Here is a 14965-nt window from a genome sequence, read left to right as displayed (position 1 = left end):
GTTCTCAATAATTCTCGATCTCCCGCGACGCATTGGCCAGGAAACCGCACGTTGGTCGCCCTCGAATTCATCGAGAAACAAAGCAACGAGATGATAAAAATAAGGTAATCTTTATCATTGACGTTGCTTATCCAAATTGTTTACTTTATAATCCGCGCGTTGAAAGATAGGTGAGAACGTGAAAAATAAGCGTGGCATTAGCGGTGTAAAGCGTTTGCTTATGACTCAGCTGATTCTTAGTGGCTCAATTACACTGGGGCTAATGCTGGTTTCGAGCGGAAAGCAGGCGATGTCAGCAATGCTGGGTGGACTTGTAGCAATAATACCAGCTGCATTATTTGCAAGAAAATTATTTCGATATCAAGGTGCCCGGGCCGCCAGACAAATAGTCAAGGGTTTTTATTTAGGGGAAGCGCTAAAGATATTGTCATCAATCATCTTGTTCATACTGGTTTTTCTGCTGTTTAGCCTCGACCCTATTGCGTTTTTTTTCACCTACATTCTGGTGCTGATGACCCATTGGTTTGCACCGTTGTTTTTTGCTAACAAATAATAGGCCTGAAAGTGACTGAAATGGTATCAAGTACAGAATATATCAAACATCACCTAACCTACCTGTCATTCAATCTCAAAACCATGAGTTTCGGGTCAGGTGGATTCTGGACATTAAACCTGGATACATTGTTTTTTTCCATTGTCCTGGGTGTTTTTGTCCTGCTGTTTTTATATTTCGGCGCCCGCAAGGTAACCACAGGTATCCCGGGTAAGTTACAGAATTTTGCGGAAATCATGCTTGAATTTGCTGATAATCAGGTAAAAGATTGTTTTCATGGCAAGAATAAGCTTATTGGTCCGCTGGCTCTGACTATTTTTGTCTGGGTGTTCTTAATGAATTTCATGGATATTGTTCCAGTCGATATATTGCCTTTAGCGGCTCAATCAATGGGGATTCACTACTTAAAAGTTGTGCCTACCAATGATTTGAACCTGACGTTTGGGTTATCATTATCTGTTTTCTTTCTGATTATTTTCTACAGCATTAAGATTAAGGGGGTTAAAGGCTTTGTTAAGGAATTAACCTTGCAACCGTTTAATAACCCAGTCTTTATACCCTTCAACCTGTTGCTTGAGTTGGTTGGTTTAATTGCCAAACCAATTTCTCTGGCGCTTCGTTTGTTTGGAAACTTATATGCTGGCGAATTAATTTTTATTCTGATAGCCTTGCTGACCTTGAATGCGACTGCATCCTCAGTGGCGCAAACGGCTACATTGACTATTGCACAGTTTATATTGGCATTAGCGTGGTCGATCTTCCATATTCTGGTGATCACCCTGCAGGCGTTTATCTTTATGGTATTGACTATTGTTTATCTCAGTCTTGCCCATGAAGATCACTAACCATTTTTAACTTAAACATTCCATTAAGGGGATTTATATGCAAGCTGCAAGTTTAATAGCACAGGTACAAGGCATGACTGTTATCGCAGTCGCTTTACTCATTGGTTTGGGTGCATTGGGAACAGCAATTGGTTTCGGACTGCTAGGTGGAAAATTCCTTGAAGGTTCTGCCCGTCAGCCTGAGATGGTTCCTATGCTGCAGGTGAAGATGTTTATTGTTGCAGGTCTTCTTGATGCGGTAACAATGATCGGGGTTGGTATTGCATTATACTTTACCTTTGCTAATCCTTTCCTGAGCAATTTGGGTTCTTGATAACACCTAGTGGGGCGTGTTGCCCCGAATGTTACAGGAGAAAGTACTTTGGATATTAATTTAACTTTAATTGTACAAATGTTGGTTTTTGCTGCGTTTGTCTGGTTTACCATGAAATTTGTCTGGCCTCCGTTGGCAAGAGCAATGGAAGAGCGACAGGACAAGATAGCTGATGGCCTGGCTTCAGCTGAACGTGGACGTAAAGAACTGGAATTGGCTCAACATCGTGTCAAGGATGAATTAAAGCAAGCGAAGGCGCAGGCTTCGGAAATCATTGAAAAAGCGAATCGTCGCGCATCCCAATTGATAGAGGAAGCAAAGGAAGAGGCCAGGCTGGCGGCACAAAAACAAGCTAAAACGGCTCAGGAACAATTACAGCAGGAAGTTAACCGGGCAAAAGATACTTTACGCAAGCAAGTTGCTCACTTGGCTGTTGCTGGTGCCGAAAAAATTCTCATGCGGGAAGTCGATGAGCAGGCAAACAGTGCCTTATTGGATAACCTGATTAAAGAGATTTAATATGCCGGATACCACAACAATTGCCAGACCTTATGCAAAAGCAACATTTGAGTATGCTCTGGCTGCTAATAAACTAAGCCAATGGTCTAAAATATTGAATACTTTAGCGTTATTGGTCATGGATGAAGAAGTAAGTCGCTTCATTAATAATCCTGCGGCAACAGAAGGACAACAAATTGAATTGTTGATGACTTCCTTTCCGGAAACCAAAGAGAAGGCTGACAGTCAGGCAATTAAAAATCTTGTTTCCTTGCTGGCCAATAACAGACGGCTGATGCTGTTGCCTGATATCAAGGTTCTGTTTGAAGTGTTGCGTGCTGAGCAAGAAAAAACATTGACTGTCAATGTGATTAGTTTTTCTGAACTTTCCGCAGCTCAGCAAGCGCAGCTAAAAGAGTCGCTAAGTCAACGGCTAAAGCGTCAGGTAACACTCAACGTGAGCATAGATAAGTCATTGTTAGGGGGTGCGGTTATTCAGGCTGGTGACTTGGTAATTGATGGTTCGGTGCGTGGGCAATTAGACAAACTTGGCGCCGATATAGCCGCATAACAGAGAGGATAGATTTCATGTCAGAACAAATAGCGTTAAACCCATCTGAAATCAGTGAATTAATTAAAAAGAAAATAGAACAGTTTGGTGTTGTTTCTGAAGCCAGGAACGAAGGAACTATTGTCAGCCTGAAAGACGGCATTGTGCGTCTTCATGGTTTGGCTGATGTCATGCAGGGAGAAATGATTGAGTTTCCCGGCGGCGTTTACGGACTTGCCTTAAACCTTGAACGTGATTCTGTCGGAGCGGTAATCCTCGGCGATTACTCTGGCCTTGCCGAAGGTGAAAAAGGAAAGTGTACGGGCCGTATCCTTGAAGTTCCCGTTGGCAAGAGCCTTTTAGGTCGTGTCGTAGATGCCCTGGGTAACCCCATTGATGGTAAAGGCCCTATTCAGACAGAGAAAATGTCTCCAATCGAAAAAGTGGCGCCAGGCGTTATTTCCCGCCAATCAGTGGATCAGCCAGTACAGACAGGGTTGAAGGCAATAGATGCCATGATTCCTGTCGGTCGGGGACAACGTGAATTAATTATCGGCGATCGTCAAACCGGCAAAACAGCTATCGCCATCGATGCCATCATCAACCAGAAGGGTACCGGGGTAAAATGTATCTATGTTGCCGTAGGCCAGAAAGCCTCTTCTGTAGCAGCAATTGTACGCAAACTGGAAGAGCATGGCGCGATGGAGCATACCATTGTCGTTGTAGCCGGTGCTGCCGATTCTGCAGCATTGCAGTTCATTGCGCCTTATGCCGGTTGCGCGATGGGCGAATATTTCATGGAGCGCGGTGAAGATGCGCTGATTGTTTATGATGATTTAACCAAACAGGCTTGGGCTTATCGGCAGATTTCGCTGCTATTGCGCCGTCCGCCAGGACGTGAAGCCTATCCGGGCGATATTTTCTATCTGCATTCACGCTTGCTTGAGCGAGCTGCAAGAATCAATGCCAAGGAAGTAGAGAAATTAACAAATGGTGAAGTGAAAGGGAAGACTGGTTCGCTTACCGCATTGCCAATTATTGAAACACAAGCTGGCGACGTCTCGGCGTTCGTACCGACCAACGTAATTTCCATTACGGATGGCCAGATTTTCCTTGATGTTGATTTATTTAACTCCGGTGTGCGACCAGCAATTAACTCAGGCTTGTCTGTATCAAGGGTAGGTGGTGCTGCACAAACCAAAATCATGAAGAAACTTGGTGGCGGTACCCGCCTTGCGCTTGCGCAGTATCGTGAGTTGGAAGCCTTTTCACAATTTGCTTCCGATTTGGATGATGCAACTCGCAAGCAGTTGGAGCGTGGGCAGCGTATTACGGAACTGATGAAACAAAAGCAATACTCCCCTTTATCGGTGGCTGAGATGGCGGTTTCTCTTTTCGTAGTGGAAAAAGGCTTTCTTGATGATGTCCCGGTTGCTGAAGTTAGTGCTTTTGAAGCGGCCCTCCATGGCTACATGCATTCTTCCCATGCTGCTCTCCTGGGTAAAATCAATGAGGAAGGAGCCTATGATCATGAGATTGAGTCCCAATTGAAAGGTGCTGTGGAAGAGTTTAAGCGTACTGGAAGCTGGTAATTAGAAGCCACTTAAGGTTGGCATAACCGATTAGGCAGATGGCGAGGTAGCTTGCCTTCTGCCAGTTAAAGGCGAGCAAGATATGGCTGGAGCAAAAGAGATCCGTTCAAAAATTGCGAGTATTAAAAACACGCAGAAGATAACCCGGGCGATGGAAATGGTTGCGGCAAGCAAGATGCGCAAGACACAAGACAGGATGCGTGCGTCCAAGCCCTATGCAACCAAGATTTATGATGTTGTCAGACACATTGCACGTGCAACCTCAGAATACCGTCACCCTTTTATGATTCATCGTGAAATAAAACGTGTTGGTATTATCGTGGTTACAAGTGACCGCGGATTATGTGGTGGCTTAAATGCCAATTTATTGCGAGAAACAATTACTACCATGCGCCAATGGCAGCATGAGGGTAAGGAAATCGATGTCTGTGTTATTGGCCGGAAAGGTCAGGCATTTTTCAAGCGGGTAGGCGGACGGGTGGTTGCTTCTGTCGATCAGCTTGGGGATAAACCAGGCGTTAAAGATTTGATTGGCGTGGTGAAGGTGATGCTGGATGCCTTTTATGAGGGCGAAATCGATGCCTTGCATATCGTATACAATGAATTTGTTAATACGATGACCCAAAAACCAGCAATGAAACAGTTGCTGCCATTACCAGTAGCTGAAGAAGACAGTAAGTCCCTGGGCCACCACTGGGATTACATTTACGAGCCTGATGCCAAGGAATTATTGGATGGTTTGTTGGAGCGTTATATTGAGCTTCAGGCGTATCAAGGTGTTGTTGAAAATATTGCCTGTGAGCAAGCGGCTAAAATGATCGCCATGAAGAGCGCGACTGACAATGCAGGTGAATTAATTAAAGAATTTCAATTGGCTTACAACAAAGCCCGGCAGGCTGCTATTACTCAGGAGTTGGCAGAAATTGTCGGTGGTGCGGCCGCTTTATAAGAGGGTATATCATGAGTCTAGGAACAGTAGTTGAAGTAATTAATGCGGTTGTGGACGTCGAGTTTCCCCGCGATAGTGTTCCCAAAGTAAAGGATGCACTGAAACTTGTTGAGGGAGATTTGGTATTTGAGGTGCAACAGCAGTTAGGTGATGGTGTTGTTCGTACTATTGCCATGGGCAGTACTGAGGGCTTAAAGCGGGGTGTTAAAGCTGAAAACACAGGAAAGGCGATTCAGGTACCAGTTGGTAAAAAGACCCTGGGACGCATCATGGATGTTCTTGGTCGGCCTGTAGATGAGGCAGGTCCTATTGACGCTGAAGAACATTGGGCTATCCATCGTGAAGCCCCAAGCTATGAGGAGCAGGCAGGTAGTCAGGAGCTTTTGGAAACCGGTATCAAAGTAATTGACTTGTTATGTCCCTTCGCAAAAGGTGGTAAGGTTGGTCTGTTTGGTGGTGCGGGTGTAGGTAAAACCGTTAACATGATGGAACTAATCCGTAATATTGCGATTGAGCACAGTGGTTACTCGGTATTTGCCGGAGTCGGTGAGCGTACTCGGGAAGGGAACGACTTCTATCATGAAATGAAGGATTCTAACGTACTTGACAAGGTTTCTCTTGTTTATGGACAGATGAATGAGCCGCCTGGAAACCGTTTGCGGGTAGCCTTGACTGGTCTGACCATGGCGGAAAAATTCCGTGATGAAGGCCGTGATGTATTGTTGTTTATCGATAACATCTACCGGTACACGCTGGCCGGGGTTGAAGTTTCCGCATTACTTGGCCGTATGCCATCAGCAGTAGGGTATCAGCCTACATTGGCGGAAGAAATGGGTATGCTGCAAGAGCGGATTACCTCTACCAAGACAGGTTCTATTACCTCTATCCAGGCGGTATACGTTCCTGCGGACGACTTGACCGATCCTTCACCTGCAACCACCTTTGCTCACTTGGATGCAACAGTGGTGTTGTCACGTCAGATTGCCGAGTTAGGTATTTATCCTGCAGTTGATCCTTTGGATTCTACCTCTCGTCAGTTAGATCCCCTTATTGTCGGTCAGGAACATTATGATACTGCCCGTCGTGTGCAGCAGACACTGCAGCGTTATAAGGAATTGAAAGATATTATTGCAATTCTCGGTATGGATGAGCTTTCAGAAGAGGATAAGCGTGTAGTTTCGCGTGCACGTAAAATCCAACGTTTCCTGTCGCAGCCATTTTTCGTTGCTGAAGTATTTACCGGCGCGCCTGGTAAGTATGTGTCATTGAAAGATACGATTAAAGGTTTCCAGGGGATCCTTGCCGGTGAATATGATGATTTGCCTGAGCAGGCGTTTTATATGGTCGGTAGCATCGAGGAAGCTGTTGCCAAAGCTAAAACTCTATGAGGCAAACAGACATGGCAATAACAACGCACCTGGATATCGTGAGCGCTGAGCAGGAAATTTTTTCTGGTGTCGTCGAGATGGTTGTAGCAACCGGTGAGCTAGGGGAAATTGGTATTGTGCCTGGACATGCTCCTTTGCTGACCATGCTGAGACCTGGTGAAATTCGTGTGACCCTCCAGGGAGGGGGCCAGGAAGTTTATTATGTCTCTGGCGGGATGCTGGAGGTTCAGCCATATTACGTTACTGTTCTGGCTGATGCTGTCGAGCGTGCCGAAGATCTTGATGAAGCCGCAGCCCTTGCCGCTAAAGCAAGGGCAGAAGAGGCTATAACCAGTAAAGCGGCTGACCTGGATTATTCAAAGGCTGCTGCAGAGCTGGCGCGTGCTGTAGCCCAGATACGTGCAATTCAAAAAATACGCAAGCATATGAAGTAAAACCCAATTAAGCCAGCTTAATAACAAGCTGGCTTAATTGGCTGTCGGCTACCAGCCTTATCGAAAACTATTGGATGCAGTCAAGAGAAGTTTTACCATCAAACGTGTTTAATTCTCAGCTAATGAAATGACAGTGTAGTTGTTGGCATCCTGAGCCACATCCGCCCAACTTGCCGGTAGTGTTGCCTGAACATTCTGTGCCGTAATAAGGGTTGAATTATTGGTAATAGTTAAGAAACCCGGCGTGCCACTATCGGCTACCAAGTCAAGGGTGGCAGGACTCACTGCAATTGATGCCTGCTCTGGTGCTCCTTTGCTAATATTCAAAATATAAGCCGCACTTGGCTGGTAACACTGGCTTGGGTTAGGGCTGCCGTCCGCATTCGCCTGACACAGTGCCGGGCCGCCATGAATGCCTCCTGCAGGCAGTTTACTTCCGGTAATGGCAAGGCTTAAGGGGCAGCTGCTTCCGACCTGGCCTCCGGGTGCCAATTGACAGGGTGTCGTTTGAGTAATCCCGGGTATTGGTTGAATCACTAATTGTTTTGGCTGCCAGACTGATTCTGTTCAACATACTGCACGGTCGAGGTGTTGTTTTCTGGAACCGTTTGGGTAGTATTGCTTCCCGGTGCAGCAACGACAGTCCACAACGGTCCGGCAGCCTGTGCGGCCGTCCATATCAACCAGGATAACAAGCCAGCCAATATCCTGTTCATATAGTATTAACAAAGTTATCCACAATTAAAGCAGATAAAAAACCAAGCCTTTCTTTAAAAAATTGATTTATAATCAATAAGATAAAATAATTTATTGATTGCAATAAAAAATGTATACAAAAGTATCCACAGTCTGGTTAAAATAAACGACAAGTGCCATAAAAGATGTTAAGTATTATGAATTTAACGAGTCACCGTAAATTTTAGCGATGTTATCTGCGGGCATCAGAGCCTACTGTCCACTCTTTATGTGCCGAACCCTGTCTCAGGTGGGGTATTTTCCGCCGTTTTTCCTCGAACTCAAGAAGGTGTTGCTTGAGGCTTTGTATACAAGGTTTAAGTTGGTGTCACCACTGCTCCTGGCGAACTGACGAGCTAAGTCTTGTATATTACTTTAATATTTTCTACCCTGTTTTTTTCATAAGGATATAGAAATGCCCCTCTTAACTCCTCAGCAAAGTAATAGTATCACTGCATTATCGGTTCTATCTGGTTTTATAGTAGCTTTAGAAAGTGGCTACAGAGAGTTATTTGGCCAGCAAGAACTAAGTATCGCCAAACATATTTTAAAAACCGCGATTAAATCTGAAAATGATTACCCTCTTTGGTTTCTTGAATCACTTATAAGTAGTTTGCCCTATTCAGCACAGCGCTTCTTTTTTAATAAAACTATTTCTGATGGCTATGACTTACACAAAATGATGAGAAAATATTTTATTAAAACGAGCCTGGAAAAAAATATTGTGGAAAACGATGTTCAGGAAGTCATTTATTTGGGTAGAGGTTATGATATACGCTCTTATATGCTTTCGTTGAAATTTCCAAATGTAAACTTTTTTGAATTAGACCACGGAGCAACAAGACAAACAAAGTTAAATGCCTTAAAAACATTACCTCCTATACATAAACAACCAGGCTCTAATATTCAATTTATTGAATGCGATGTAGCCAAAGATGGGTTGGGGTCAATTCTGTTAGAACATGGCTCGCTTAAAAAGAAGAAAATTTTCGTCATCGAAGGATTAACAATGTATTTAACTAAAGAGGAAAATCGCAAGCTGTTAAATACACTCTTTCAGTTATTAAATGAAGAAGAGGACGTTATTATTAGTTTTTCTAATAAAAATAAATCGTTTAATCAATTATCACAGCAAGCGCTTAAAAAAACCAATGAGATGTATAAACTGACTTTACCGCCTGACGAAGTTATTCCATTTGTTGGTGAGTGTGGTTTTACCGTGGTAGGAAAAAAAATGTCATTGGACATGTTTAAAGAGTTAGGGGCTGAGCCAGGTTTACAAAATAGCGCCCCTTCTTTAGGAGATAATTATTTTGTTTTACAAAAATCCTCCAATCCTAATTTAACATTGACAATGGAATCAGTCCCCAATGTTCAGTTAGGCATCTCAAGTGTTATGCATAATCAGCAGTCAGAAATACTTGCAATGTAAGCGCTGGTTAATTAATTGGCGGGCTTGGGGGTTGGGTCTATATAAATGTAATGGGACAAAATAAGTGAGTCAATGCATTAACCGCTGTTTAGTTATTTTTACTCTTTGAATATTTCGCGATAGTTGTAAATACTTGCTAGAATGACTTTCAATACAATCAACTCGCACAAGCCATTGCAGACCAGTATGAATTTTAAAGTTATGAACGATACCATAGAATCTAAACCGCTGACGGAGTTTACTGAAAAAGCCTATCTTGATTACTCAATGTATGTCATTCTCGACAGGGCTTTGCCCCATATTGCTGATGGTTTAAAGCCAGTTCAACGACGCATTGTTTATGCGATGTCCGAATTGGGTTTGAAAGCAACCGCCAAATATAAAAAATCGGCCAGGACGGTCGGTGATGTGTTGGGTAAATTCCATCCTCATGGTGACTCCGCCTGTTATGAGGCGATGGTGCTTATGGCGCAGCCTTTTTCTTATCGCTACCCTTTTGTTGATGGCCAGGGTAACTGGGGTTCCCCCGACGACCCTAAATCATTTGCCGCGATGCGTTATACGGAGGCACGATTGTCTGCCTATGCTGACGTGCTTTTGTCTGAACTCCAGCAAGGGACTGTCGATTGGGTGGATAATTTTGACGGCACCCTGCAGGAACCTTCGTTATTACCAGCCAGACTACCCAATGTGCTTCTCAATGGAGCGACAGGCATTGCGGTTGGGATGGCTGCAGATATTTTGCCGCATAATTTAAGCGAAGTTGCCGATGCCTGTATTCATTTACTGGATAATCCGGACGCTGACCTGGATGCTGTTTTCGCATTTGTTCAGGCGCCTGATTTCCCAACCGCAGCTGAGATCATCACACCGCTTAGCGCGCTTCGCAACATCTATGAAACGGGAAACGGCTCTGTCAAGATGCGGGCAATTTTCCATCAGGAAAAGCAGGGTATTGTGATTACTGCGCTTCCTTATCAGGTTTCCGGGGCAAAAATACTGGAGCAAATAGCAGCCCAGATGCAGCAGAAAAAGTTACCGATGATTGAAGATCTGCGCGATGAATCGGATCATGAGCATCCTACACGCCTGGTTATCATCCCACGTTCCAGCCGCGTTGGTAGCGATAGTCTGATGTCGCACCTTTTTGCTACTACCGATTTAGAGCGCAGCTACCGGGTTAATTTCAACATGATAGGTCTGGATGGCAAGCCGCGGGTTAAAGGGCTTTTAACCATCCTTAATGAGTGGCTGGTTTACCGTCTGGCAACGGTTGAGAGGCGATTACAGCATCGTTTGGCGAAAGTGCTTGAACGTATCCATGTGTTAGAGGGTCTAATCACCGCCTTTTTGAATATCGATGAGGTGATTGCCATTATCCGCGAGCAGGATAACCCCAAAGAAAGTTTGATGCTGCGTTTTGAGCTAAGTGAAAGGCAGGCTGAGGCCATCCTGGAAATAAAGTTACGCCATCTTGCAAAGCTTGAGGAAATCAAATTACGGGGTGAGCTGCAGGAGTTAAGCGCAGAGCGTGATTCGCTACAGGCTATTTTGGCCGATGAAAAGCGGCTGAGAAATTTGGTCAAAGATGAGATTATCGCAGATAAAGGGCAATTTGGTGATCCCAGGCGCTCACCCCTGGTTGCACGTCAGGATTCCCAGGCATTGAAAGAAGAAGATATTTTGCCCAATGAACCAATTAGCGTTGTTCTCTCTCAAAAAGGCTGGGTACGTGCTGCCAAAGGCTATGATGTTGATGGGCGTGAACTAAGCTACAAGGCCGGTGATGAGTTTAAAGCTCAAACCAATGCGAGAACTAACCAGCAGGTATTGTTTTTTGATAGCGAAGGGAAGGTTTATAATTTGCCTGGACATAGTTTGCCGTCTGCCCGTGGACAGGGGGAGCCGCTTACCGGTAAATTAAATCCTTCGGATGGTGCCTCGTTTGAGGCACTGGTCGGTGGTGATGCGAAAGACTGGATTCTCCTGGCAAGTGACGCCGGATATGGCTTTATTACCAAAGTGAGCGAATTATACGTTAAAAACCGTAATGGTAAGGCTTGTATTAAATTGCCATTGAATAGCCAGGTTTTACCTCCCCGTTTAGTCACTGCTAAAGAGAAGCAACTTGTCGCCTGTGTTACCAATATTGGCCGTTTGCTTATTTTCCCTGTACAGGAATTGCCTGAATTGAGTCGCGGGAAGGGCAATAAGCTAATTAGCATCCCTTCTGCAAAGGCGGCACAGCGTGAAGAATTTTTGATAGATTTACGAGTACTGTTTTCAGACGATACCATCACCGTTCATGCCGGTAAACGCCATTTTACGCTTAAGGCAGCCGATCTTGAACATTATAAAGGCGAAAGAGGGCGGCGTGGTAATCGCCTCCCAAGAGGACTACAAAATGTGACTGCCCTGTCAATAGCAAGCAGGCCTGAAAAACAATGAGACTATCTGCTACTTTTTTGCGCATTATATTAAATTGCTGGCCCCCTTTTTGGGGTGCTGGCATCAAGGTAGAGACTATAAGTAAAGATTTCTCATTTGCCCGCGTTTCAATGGCTTACCGCTGGTACAATAAAAATTATATGCGGACCCAATTTGGCGGCAGTTTGTATTCAATGACTGATCCCTTCTTCGCCCTGATGCTGATTCACAAATTAGGCCCAGGTTATGTTGTTTGGGATAAACAGGGTGAGATTGATTACATTAAGCCTGGAAAGAGCCGCGTCTATGCTGACTTTCACATCAGTAAAGAACAGCTCGAAGAAGTAAGGGAAGCGGCAAAAAACAATAGAAAACACTTTCCGGTTTTTTCTGTAGACATCTATGATCAAAGCAAGCAAGTCATTGCAACGGTTAAAAAAACACTTTATGTCAGGTGCAATTAGCCCTTAATTTAAACTAACGTTGGTTTCCCGTGAAACAATCACCGCATGTAATTTGTCTCCACACAAGGTAAACGCTATGCCTGCTATTTTGCAAACACAGGCTGGCGGCTTGTGTGGAGATAATTATGAGGGTTAAGAGTTAAGCATTGCTTTCCACGAAAGCACTGAGTTGCGATTTACTAAGCAAGCCCATTTTGACCGCTTCTACCTGGCCGTTTTTGAATAAAATCAAGGTGGGAATACTCATTACCCCGTATTTGGAAGGAGTTTGTGGATTTTCATCAATGTTAATTTTTGCAAAAGTGATACTGTCGCTATGGCTGGCAGCGACTTCCTCAAAAATTGGCGTTAATGCACGACAGGGACCGCACCATTCTGCCCAAAAATCCACCAATACCGGCTTGCCAGACTGCAAAACGTCCTGATCAAAGCTGGCATCAGTAATTGTTTTAATATTAGCGCTCATGGATTACACCCTCGATTAATTAGAATTGTAAATGCTTTCCATTATAGATCACCCCACACAGCTTGCAATACACTTAATGCGCTAATTGCCGCTGTTTCTGTCCTTAAAATCCTGGGGCCTAGGCGTAATGGTTTAAAATCAAAGGATAAAATTTGCTTGATCTCTTCATCACTGAATCCGCCTTCCGGGCCTATCAGCAAGGTAATCTCATTCTCTGCAAGCTCATAATTTCGCCAGGTTTGGGCCATTTCTGGATGAAGCACTAACTTAAAGGAGGGATGATTTTGTTTTAAGTAATTATCTAAATGACATACAGGCTTTATCTCAGGCACCTGATTGCGGCCGGATTGTTCGCAGGCGGCAACGGCTATTGCCTGCCATTGCCCCCGTTTTTTTTCCATGCGCCCGGCATCCAGCTTGACGACAGAACGTGCTGTCAGTAAAGGGGTAATGCTTGCAACACCCAATTCAACTGCCTTTTGTACGACTATCTCCATCCGCTCGCCTTTGGAGACCGCCTGCACCAAATGGATACCCCGCGGCGACTCCCTGTCGACTGACCGTTCTGATATGATGGCGACGGTAACCTTTTTTTTATGCACGGAAGAAATAATGGCTTCAAATTCGCGGTTATCACCGGGAAACAGGGTAATTTGCTGACCTGGCTGCATCCTTAAAACGATGCCTACATGCTGGCTTGCTGCTGCGGATAACTCAAGTTGCTGGCCGCAATGATACTCACCGGGCTGGTAGATACGAATTTCTCTCATGGCAACATCATCGATTTTTCGCTTTAGTATATATTCTAAGTGCTTGCTAAGAAACTATCTTTGCCTATTACTGATGCCAGCGGCGTATTAACTCGCCATCATAACAGGGCACAGTCTGAGTAACATCCTGCTGAGAACAGAGTAAAACGTCTTTCTCATAACCTAGTTTAAATAACTGTTTTGCACTGTCGGTCTTTGTTAATGCCAGATACAGGTCATCCACCCGTTCGGGTTTTATGGTGCCTGTGAGCGTTTTCTGCCAGGGTATATTATCGAAGATAATCGATGCGGCGTATAAATCATCCAGCGCTATTTGCCCCTTTCTTCCCGCCAGGATGAGGCTTAGAAATCCATTGTGCTCCTTTGCAATTGAGCCGGCAAGGATGGCACAGGCTTTGGCATTGAGCGCAGAACCAATAAGCACATGATTCTCTGTGCTTTTCGCCGCAATAATACAGCCCGAACCATTGGTGGTTTTGAGTGCAAGGATTTCATCACTATCAAATGGTATTTCCCTCAGCTCAGCAGGTGAATTATTGAAATGGCAGTCTCCTAGTTTCTGGCCATTCTTTTCACCGATGCACAGGCCTTGCCAGCCGTAAGTTGAATTGACTGGCTTGATCGCTTTAATCCCTTTATCAAGCAAGGTAACAATTGTAGAACTGGCTCTTAATACATCAACAATGACTGCAGTATGATTTTCCTCTGCTGCCTTTTCTGCTCCGGCAAGTCCCAGTGCAAACTCTACCGTAATCATTGACATAGGGTATCTGCTCTTAATTGTTGCCTTAACGATTCAAGGCTGATTACATCTTCAGGGGCGATATTTCCAAGATTGACATTTGCTCCCAATTGATTGATTAGCCATGCCTGCTGTGATTTTTTCGGTGATTCAAATATTAATTGTTCGCTTGCCAGTTTGCTGGTAAGGGCAACAAACTGTTCATCATTAATTTTTCCCTGACGATTAAACAAGCCGACTGTGCCTGATTCGCGTGCTTCAATAATCACTTTCCAACTGCCGGCTTGAAGCTCGCTGTTTACCATAGTGATTTTTTCTTCAATACCAATCGCTTTATCAAGCTCAGGATCTTTACTGCCGACCTCGCTTAATACTTTGAAACCAAAATCACTGGCCTGCTTGATACAGTCGAGCTTTCTTTGATAGTTCATGGGCAGTGCGCCGTCTGATATTTCAACATAGTTTAACCCCAGAAGCTTACAGGTCTTGAGATATTTGGTAAAACTACCCTGTTTTTCTGCAATTTCAAATAGTGTTCCGCCTAAACAGGCTTCACAATTTTTTTGTTGCAGGCGGGTAATTTTTTTCTCCAGTATCTCCCGGGGGAGAATTACCGCTGTCCCGAAGCCAAATTTAACCAGGTCGATGTACTCTGCGGCTATATCCAGCAGATCCTCAAGTGCCTTCAATCCTAATCCTGTATCGATTACCGAGGTAATGCCGTTTTCCCTTTTTTTAGTCGACCTGGGAACCTCGTTGATAAACTCAAACATAGTATTCATCGCTGTCCTTATCTTGCTAGTGTAG

Annotated in this window: 18 protein-coding genes; 12 read left to right on the top strand and 6 right to left on the bottom strand. The window is 44.4% G+C overall.

Features of this window, described 5'->3' with window-relative positions:
- Positions 1 to 178: 178 nt before the first annotated feature.
- The 9 genes from E1O65_RS02145 to E1O65_RS02105 all read left to right on the top strand — a co-directional run bounded on the left by E1O65_RS02145 (position 179) and on the right by E1O65_RS02105 (position 7122).
- On the top strand, positions 179 to 553 hold the full coding sequence (locus tag E1O65_RS02145; protein ID WP_242601515.1) for an ATP synthase subunit I: 375 nt from the start codon (positions 179 to 181) through the stop codon (positions 551 to 553).
- Positions 554 to 573: 20 nt separating this feature from the next.
- The gene (gene atpB, locus E1O65_RS02140; protein WP_133131953.1) at positions 574 to 1398 is read left to right on the top strand and encodes a F0F1 ATP synthase subunit A; all 825 of its coding nucleotides are present in this window, start codon (positions 574 to 576) and stop codon (positions 1396 to 1398) included.
- Between the two features lie 55 nt (positions 1399 to 1453).
- Positions 1454 to 1711: a F0F1 ATP synthase subunit C gene (atpE, locus tag E1O65_RS02135; protein ID WP_207384216.1), complete on the top strand. Its 258-nt coding sequence runs from the start codon at positions 1454 to 1456 to the stop codon at positions 1709 to 1711.
- Between the two features lie 48 nt (positions 1712 to 1759).
- Entirely contained in the window at positions 1760 to 2230 is a 471-nt protein-coding gene (locus E1O65_RS02130; RefSeq protein WP_133131951.1) for a F0F1 ATP synthase subunit B, read from the top strand.
- Position 2231: 1 nt separating this feature from the next.
- Positions 2232 to 2780 carry a F0F1 ATP synthase subunit delta gene (locus tag E1O65_RS02125; protein WP_133131950.1) on the top strand — a complete coding sequence of 183 codons (549 nt, stop codon included), beginning with the start codon at positions 2232 to 2234 and terminating at the stop codon, positions 2778 to 2780.
- A 17-nt stretch (positions 2781 to 2797) separates the two neighbouring features.
- Positions 2798 to 4351, top strand: a complete 1554-nt coding sequence (gene atpA, locus E1O65_RS02120) for a F0F1 ATP synthase subunit alpha (protein ID WP_133131949.1) — start codon at positions 2798 to 2800, stop codon at positions 4349 to 4351.
- An 82-nt stretch (positions 4352 to 4433) separates the two neighbouring features.
- A complete protein-coding gene (gene atpG / locus E1O65_RS02115) occupies positions 4434 to 5300 on the top strand; it encodes a F0F1 ATP synthase subunit gamma (RefSeq protein ID WP_133131948.1) in 867 nt (288 codons plus the stop codon).
- Between the two features lie 11 nt (positions 5301 to 5311).
- Positions 5312 to 6688: a F0F1 ATP synthase subunit beta gene (atpD, locus tag E1O65_RS02110; protein WP_133131947.1), complete on the top strand. Its 1377-nt coding sequence runs from the start codon at positions 5312 to 5314 to the stop codon at positions 6686 to 6688.
- An 11-nt stretch (positions 6689 to 6699) separates the two neighbouring features.
- Positions 6700 to 7122 carry a F0F1 ATP synthase subunit epsilon gene (locus E1O65_RS02105; RefSeq protein WP_133131946.1) on the top strand — a complete coding sequence of 141 codons (423 nt, stop codon included), beginning with the start codon at positions 6700 to 6702 and terminating at the stop codon, positions 7120 to 7122.
- Positions 7123 to 7230: 108 nt separating this feature from the next.
- On the opposite strand, the gene E1O65_RS02100 is transcribed toward E1O65_RS02105, so the two are convergent.
- Positions 7231 to 7659 (bottom strand): hypothetical protein, encoded by a 429-nt coding sequence (locus E1O65_RS02100; protein ID WP_133131945.1) that lies wholly within the window; start codon positions 7657 to 7659, stop codon positions 7231 to 7233.
- Positions 7659 to 7838: a hypothetical protein gene (locus tag E1O65_RS02095; protein ID WP_133131944.1), complete on the bottom strand. Its 180-nt coding sequence runs from the start codon at positions 7836 to 7838 to the stop codon at positions 7659 to 7661. Before E1O65_RS02095 ends, E1O65_RS02100 begins: the two co-directional genes overlap by 1 nt.
- A gap of 434 nt (positions 7839 to 8272) precedes the next feature.
- On the opposite strand from E1O65_RS02095, the gene E1O65_RS02090 reads away from it, so the two are divergent.
- The 3 genes from E1O65_RS02090 (at position 8273) to E1O65_RS02080 (ending at position 12180) form a co-directional block, all read left to right on the top strand.
- Positions 8273 to 9289, top strand: a complete 1017-nt coding sequence (locus E1O65_RS02090; protein WP_133131943.1) for a class I SAM-dependent methyltransferase — start codon at positions 8273 to 8275, stop codon at positions 9287 to 9289.
- Positions 9290 to 9490: 201 nt separating this feature from the next.
- A complete protein-coding gene (parC, locus tag E1O65_RS02085) occupies positions 9491 to 11737 on the top strand; it encodes a DNA topoisomerase IV subunit A (protein ID WP_133132004.1) in 2247 nt (748 codons plus the stop codon).
- On the top strand, positions 11734 to 12180 hold the full coding sequence (locus tag E1O65_RS02080) for a DUF4442 domain-containing protein (RefSeq protein ID WP_133131942.1): 447 nt from the start codon (positions 11734 to 11736) through the stop codon (positions 12178 to 12180). The genes parC and E1O65_RS02080 overlap by 4 nt, the downstream gene beginning before the upstream one ends.
- A gap of 139 nt (positions 12181 to 12319) precedes the next feature.
- Here E1O65_RS02080 and trxA read toward each other — a convergent pair whose 3' ends face one another.
- The 4 genes from trxA to E1O65_RS02060 all read right to left on the bottom strand — a co-directional run bounded on the left by trxA (position 12320) and on the right by E1O65_RS02060 (position 14940).
- Complete coding sequence (gene trxA / locus E1O65_RS02075) at positions 12320 to 12646, bottom strand: thioredoxin (protein ID WP_133131941.1); 327 nt, start codon at positions 12644 to 12646, stop codon at positions 12320 to 12322.
- Between the two features lie 41 nt (positions 12647 to 12687).
- Positions 12688 to 13416, bottom strand: a complete 729-nt coding sequence (locus E1O65_RS02070) for a 16S rRNA (uracil(1498)-N(3))-methyltransferase (RefSeq protein WP_133131940.1) — start codon at positions 13414 to 13416, stop codon at positions 12688 to 12690.
- Between the two features lie 67 nt (positions 13417 to 13483).
- Positions 13484 to 14179 carry a 2-phosphosulfolactate phosphatase gene (locus tag E1O65_RS02065; RefSeq protein ID WP_133131939.1) on the bottom strand — a complete coding sequence of 232 codons (696 nt, stop codon included), beginning with the start codon at positions 14177 to 14179 and terminating at the stop codon, positions 13484 to 13486.
- A complete protein-coding gene (locus E1O65_RS02060; protein ID WP_133131938.1) occupies positions 14170 to 14940 on the bottom strand; it encodes a phosphosulfolactate synthase in 771 nt (256 codons plus the stop codon). The genes E1O65_RS02065 and E1O65_RS02060 overlap by 10 nt, the downstream gene beginning before the upstream one ends.
- Between the last annotated feature and the right edge of the window lie 25 nt (positions 14941 to 14965).

Origin of the sequence: Legionella sp. W10-070 (genome assembly GCF_900640175.1) — a bacterium.
Lineage (GTDB): Bacteria > Pseudomonadota > Gammaproteobacteria > Legionellales > Legionellaceae > Tatlockia.
The sequence above is the reverse complement of the archived record's forward strand: the minus strand, read 5'-3'. Positions and strand labels throughout refer to the sequence as shown.

What these genes read in the sequence shown, in the direction of transcription:
- E1O65_RS02060 (WP_133131938.1), bottom strand. Translation starts at nt 14,940, where the DNA reads ATGAATACTATGTTTGAGTTTATCAACGAGGTTCCCAGGTCGACTAAA.
- atpA (WP_133131949.1), top strand. Translation starts at nt 2,798, where the DNA reads ATGTCAGAACAAATAGCGTTAAACCCATCTGAAATCAGTGAATTAATT.
- trxA (WP_133131941.1), bottom strand. Translation starts at nt 12,646, where the DNA reads ATGAGCGCTAATATTAAAACAATTACTGATGCCAGCTTTGATCAGGAC.
- atpG (WP_133131948.1), top strand. Translation starts at nt 4,434, where the DNA reads ATGGCTGGAGCAAAAGAGATCCGTTCAAAAATTGCGAGTATTAAAAAC.
- parC (WP_133132004.1), top strand. Translation starts at nt 9,491, where the DNA reads ATGAACGATACCATAGAATCTAAACCGCTGACGGAGTTTACTGAAAAA.
- E1O65_RS02105 (WP_133131946.1), top strand. Translation starts at nt 6,700, where the DNA reads ATGGCAATAACAACGCACCTGGATATCGTGAGCGCTGAGCAGGAAATT.
- E1O65_RS02090 (WP_133131943.1), top strand. Translation starts at nt 8,273, where the DNA reads ATGCCCCTCTTAACTCCTCAGCAAAGTAATAGTATCACTGCATTATCG.
- E1O65_RS02095 (WP_133131944.1), bottom strand. Translation starts at nt 7,838, where the DNA reads ATGAACAGGATATTGGCTGGCTTGTTATCCTGGTTGATATGGACGGCC.
- E1O65_RS02080 (WP_133131942.1), top strand. Translation starts at nt 11,734, where the DNA reads ATGAGACTATCTGCTACTTTTTTGCGCATTATATTAAATTGCTGGCCC.
- E1O65_RS02070 (WP_133131940.1), bottom strand. Translation starts at nt 13,416, where the DNA reads ATGAGAGAAATTCGTATCTACCAGCCCGGTGAGTATCATTGCGGCCAG.
- atpB (WP_133131953.1), top strand. Translation starts at nt 574, where the DNA reads ATGGTATCAAGTACAGAATATATCAAACATCACCTAACCTACCTGTCA.
- atpD (WP_133131947.1), top strand. Translation starts at nt 5,312, where the DNA reads ATGAGTCTAGGAACAGTAGTTGAAGTAATTAATGCGGTTGTGGACGTC.
- E1O65_RS02125 (WP_133131950.1), top strand. Translation starts at nt 2,232, where the DNA reads ATGCCGGATACCACAACAATTGCCAGACCTTATGCAAAAGCAACATTT.
- E1O65_RS02065 (WP_133131939.1), bottom strand. Translation starts at nt 14,179, where the DNA reads ATGTCAATGATTACGGTAGAGTTTGCACTGGGACTTGCCGGAGCAGAA.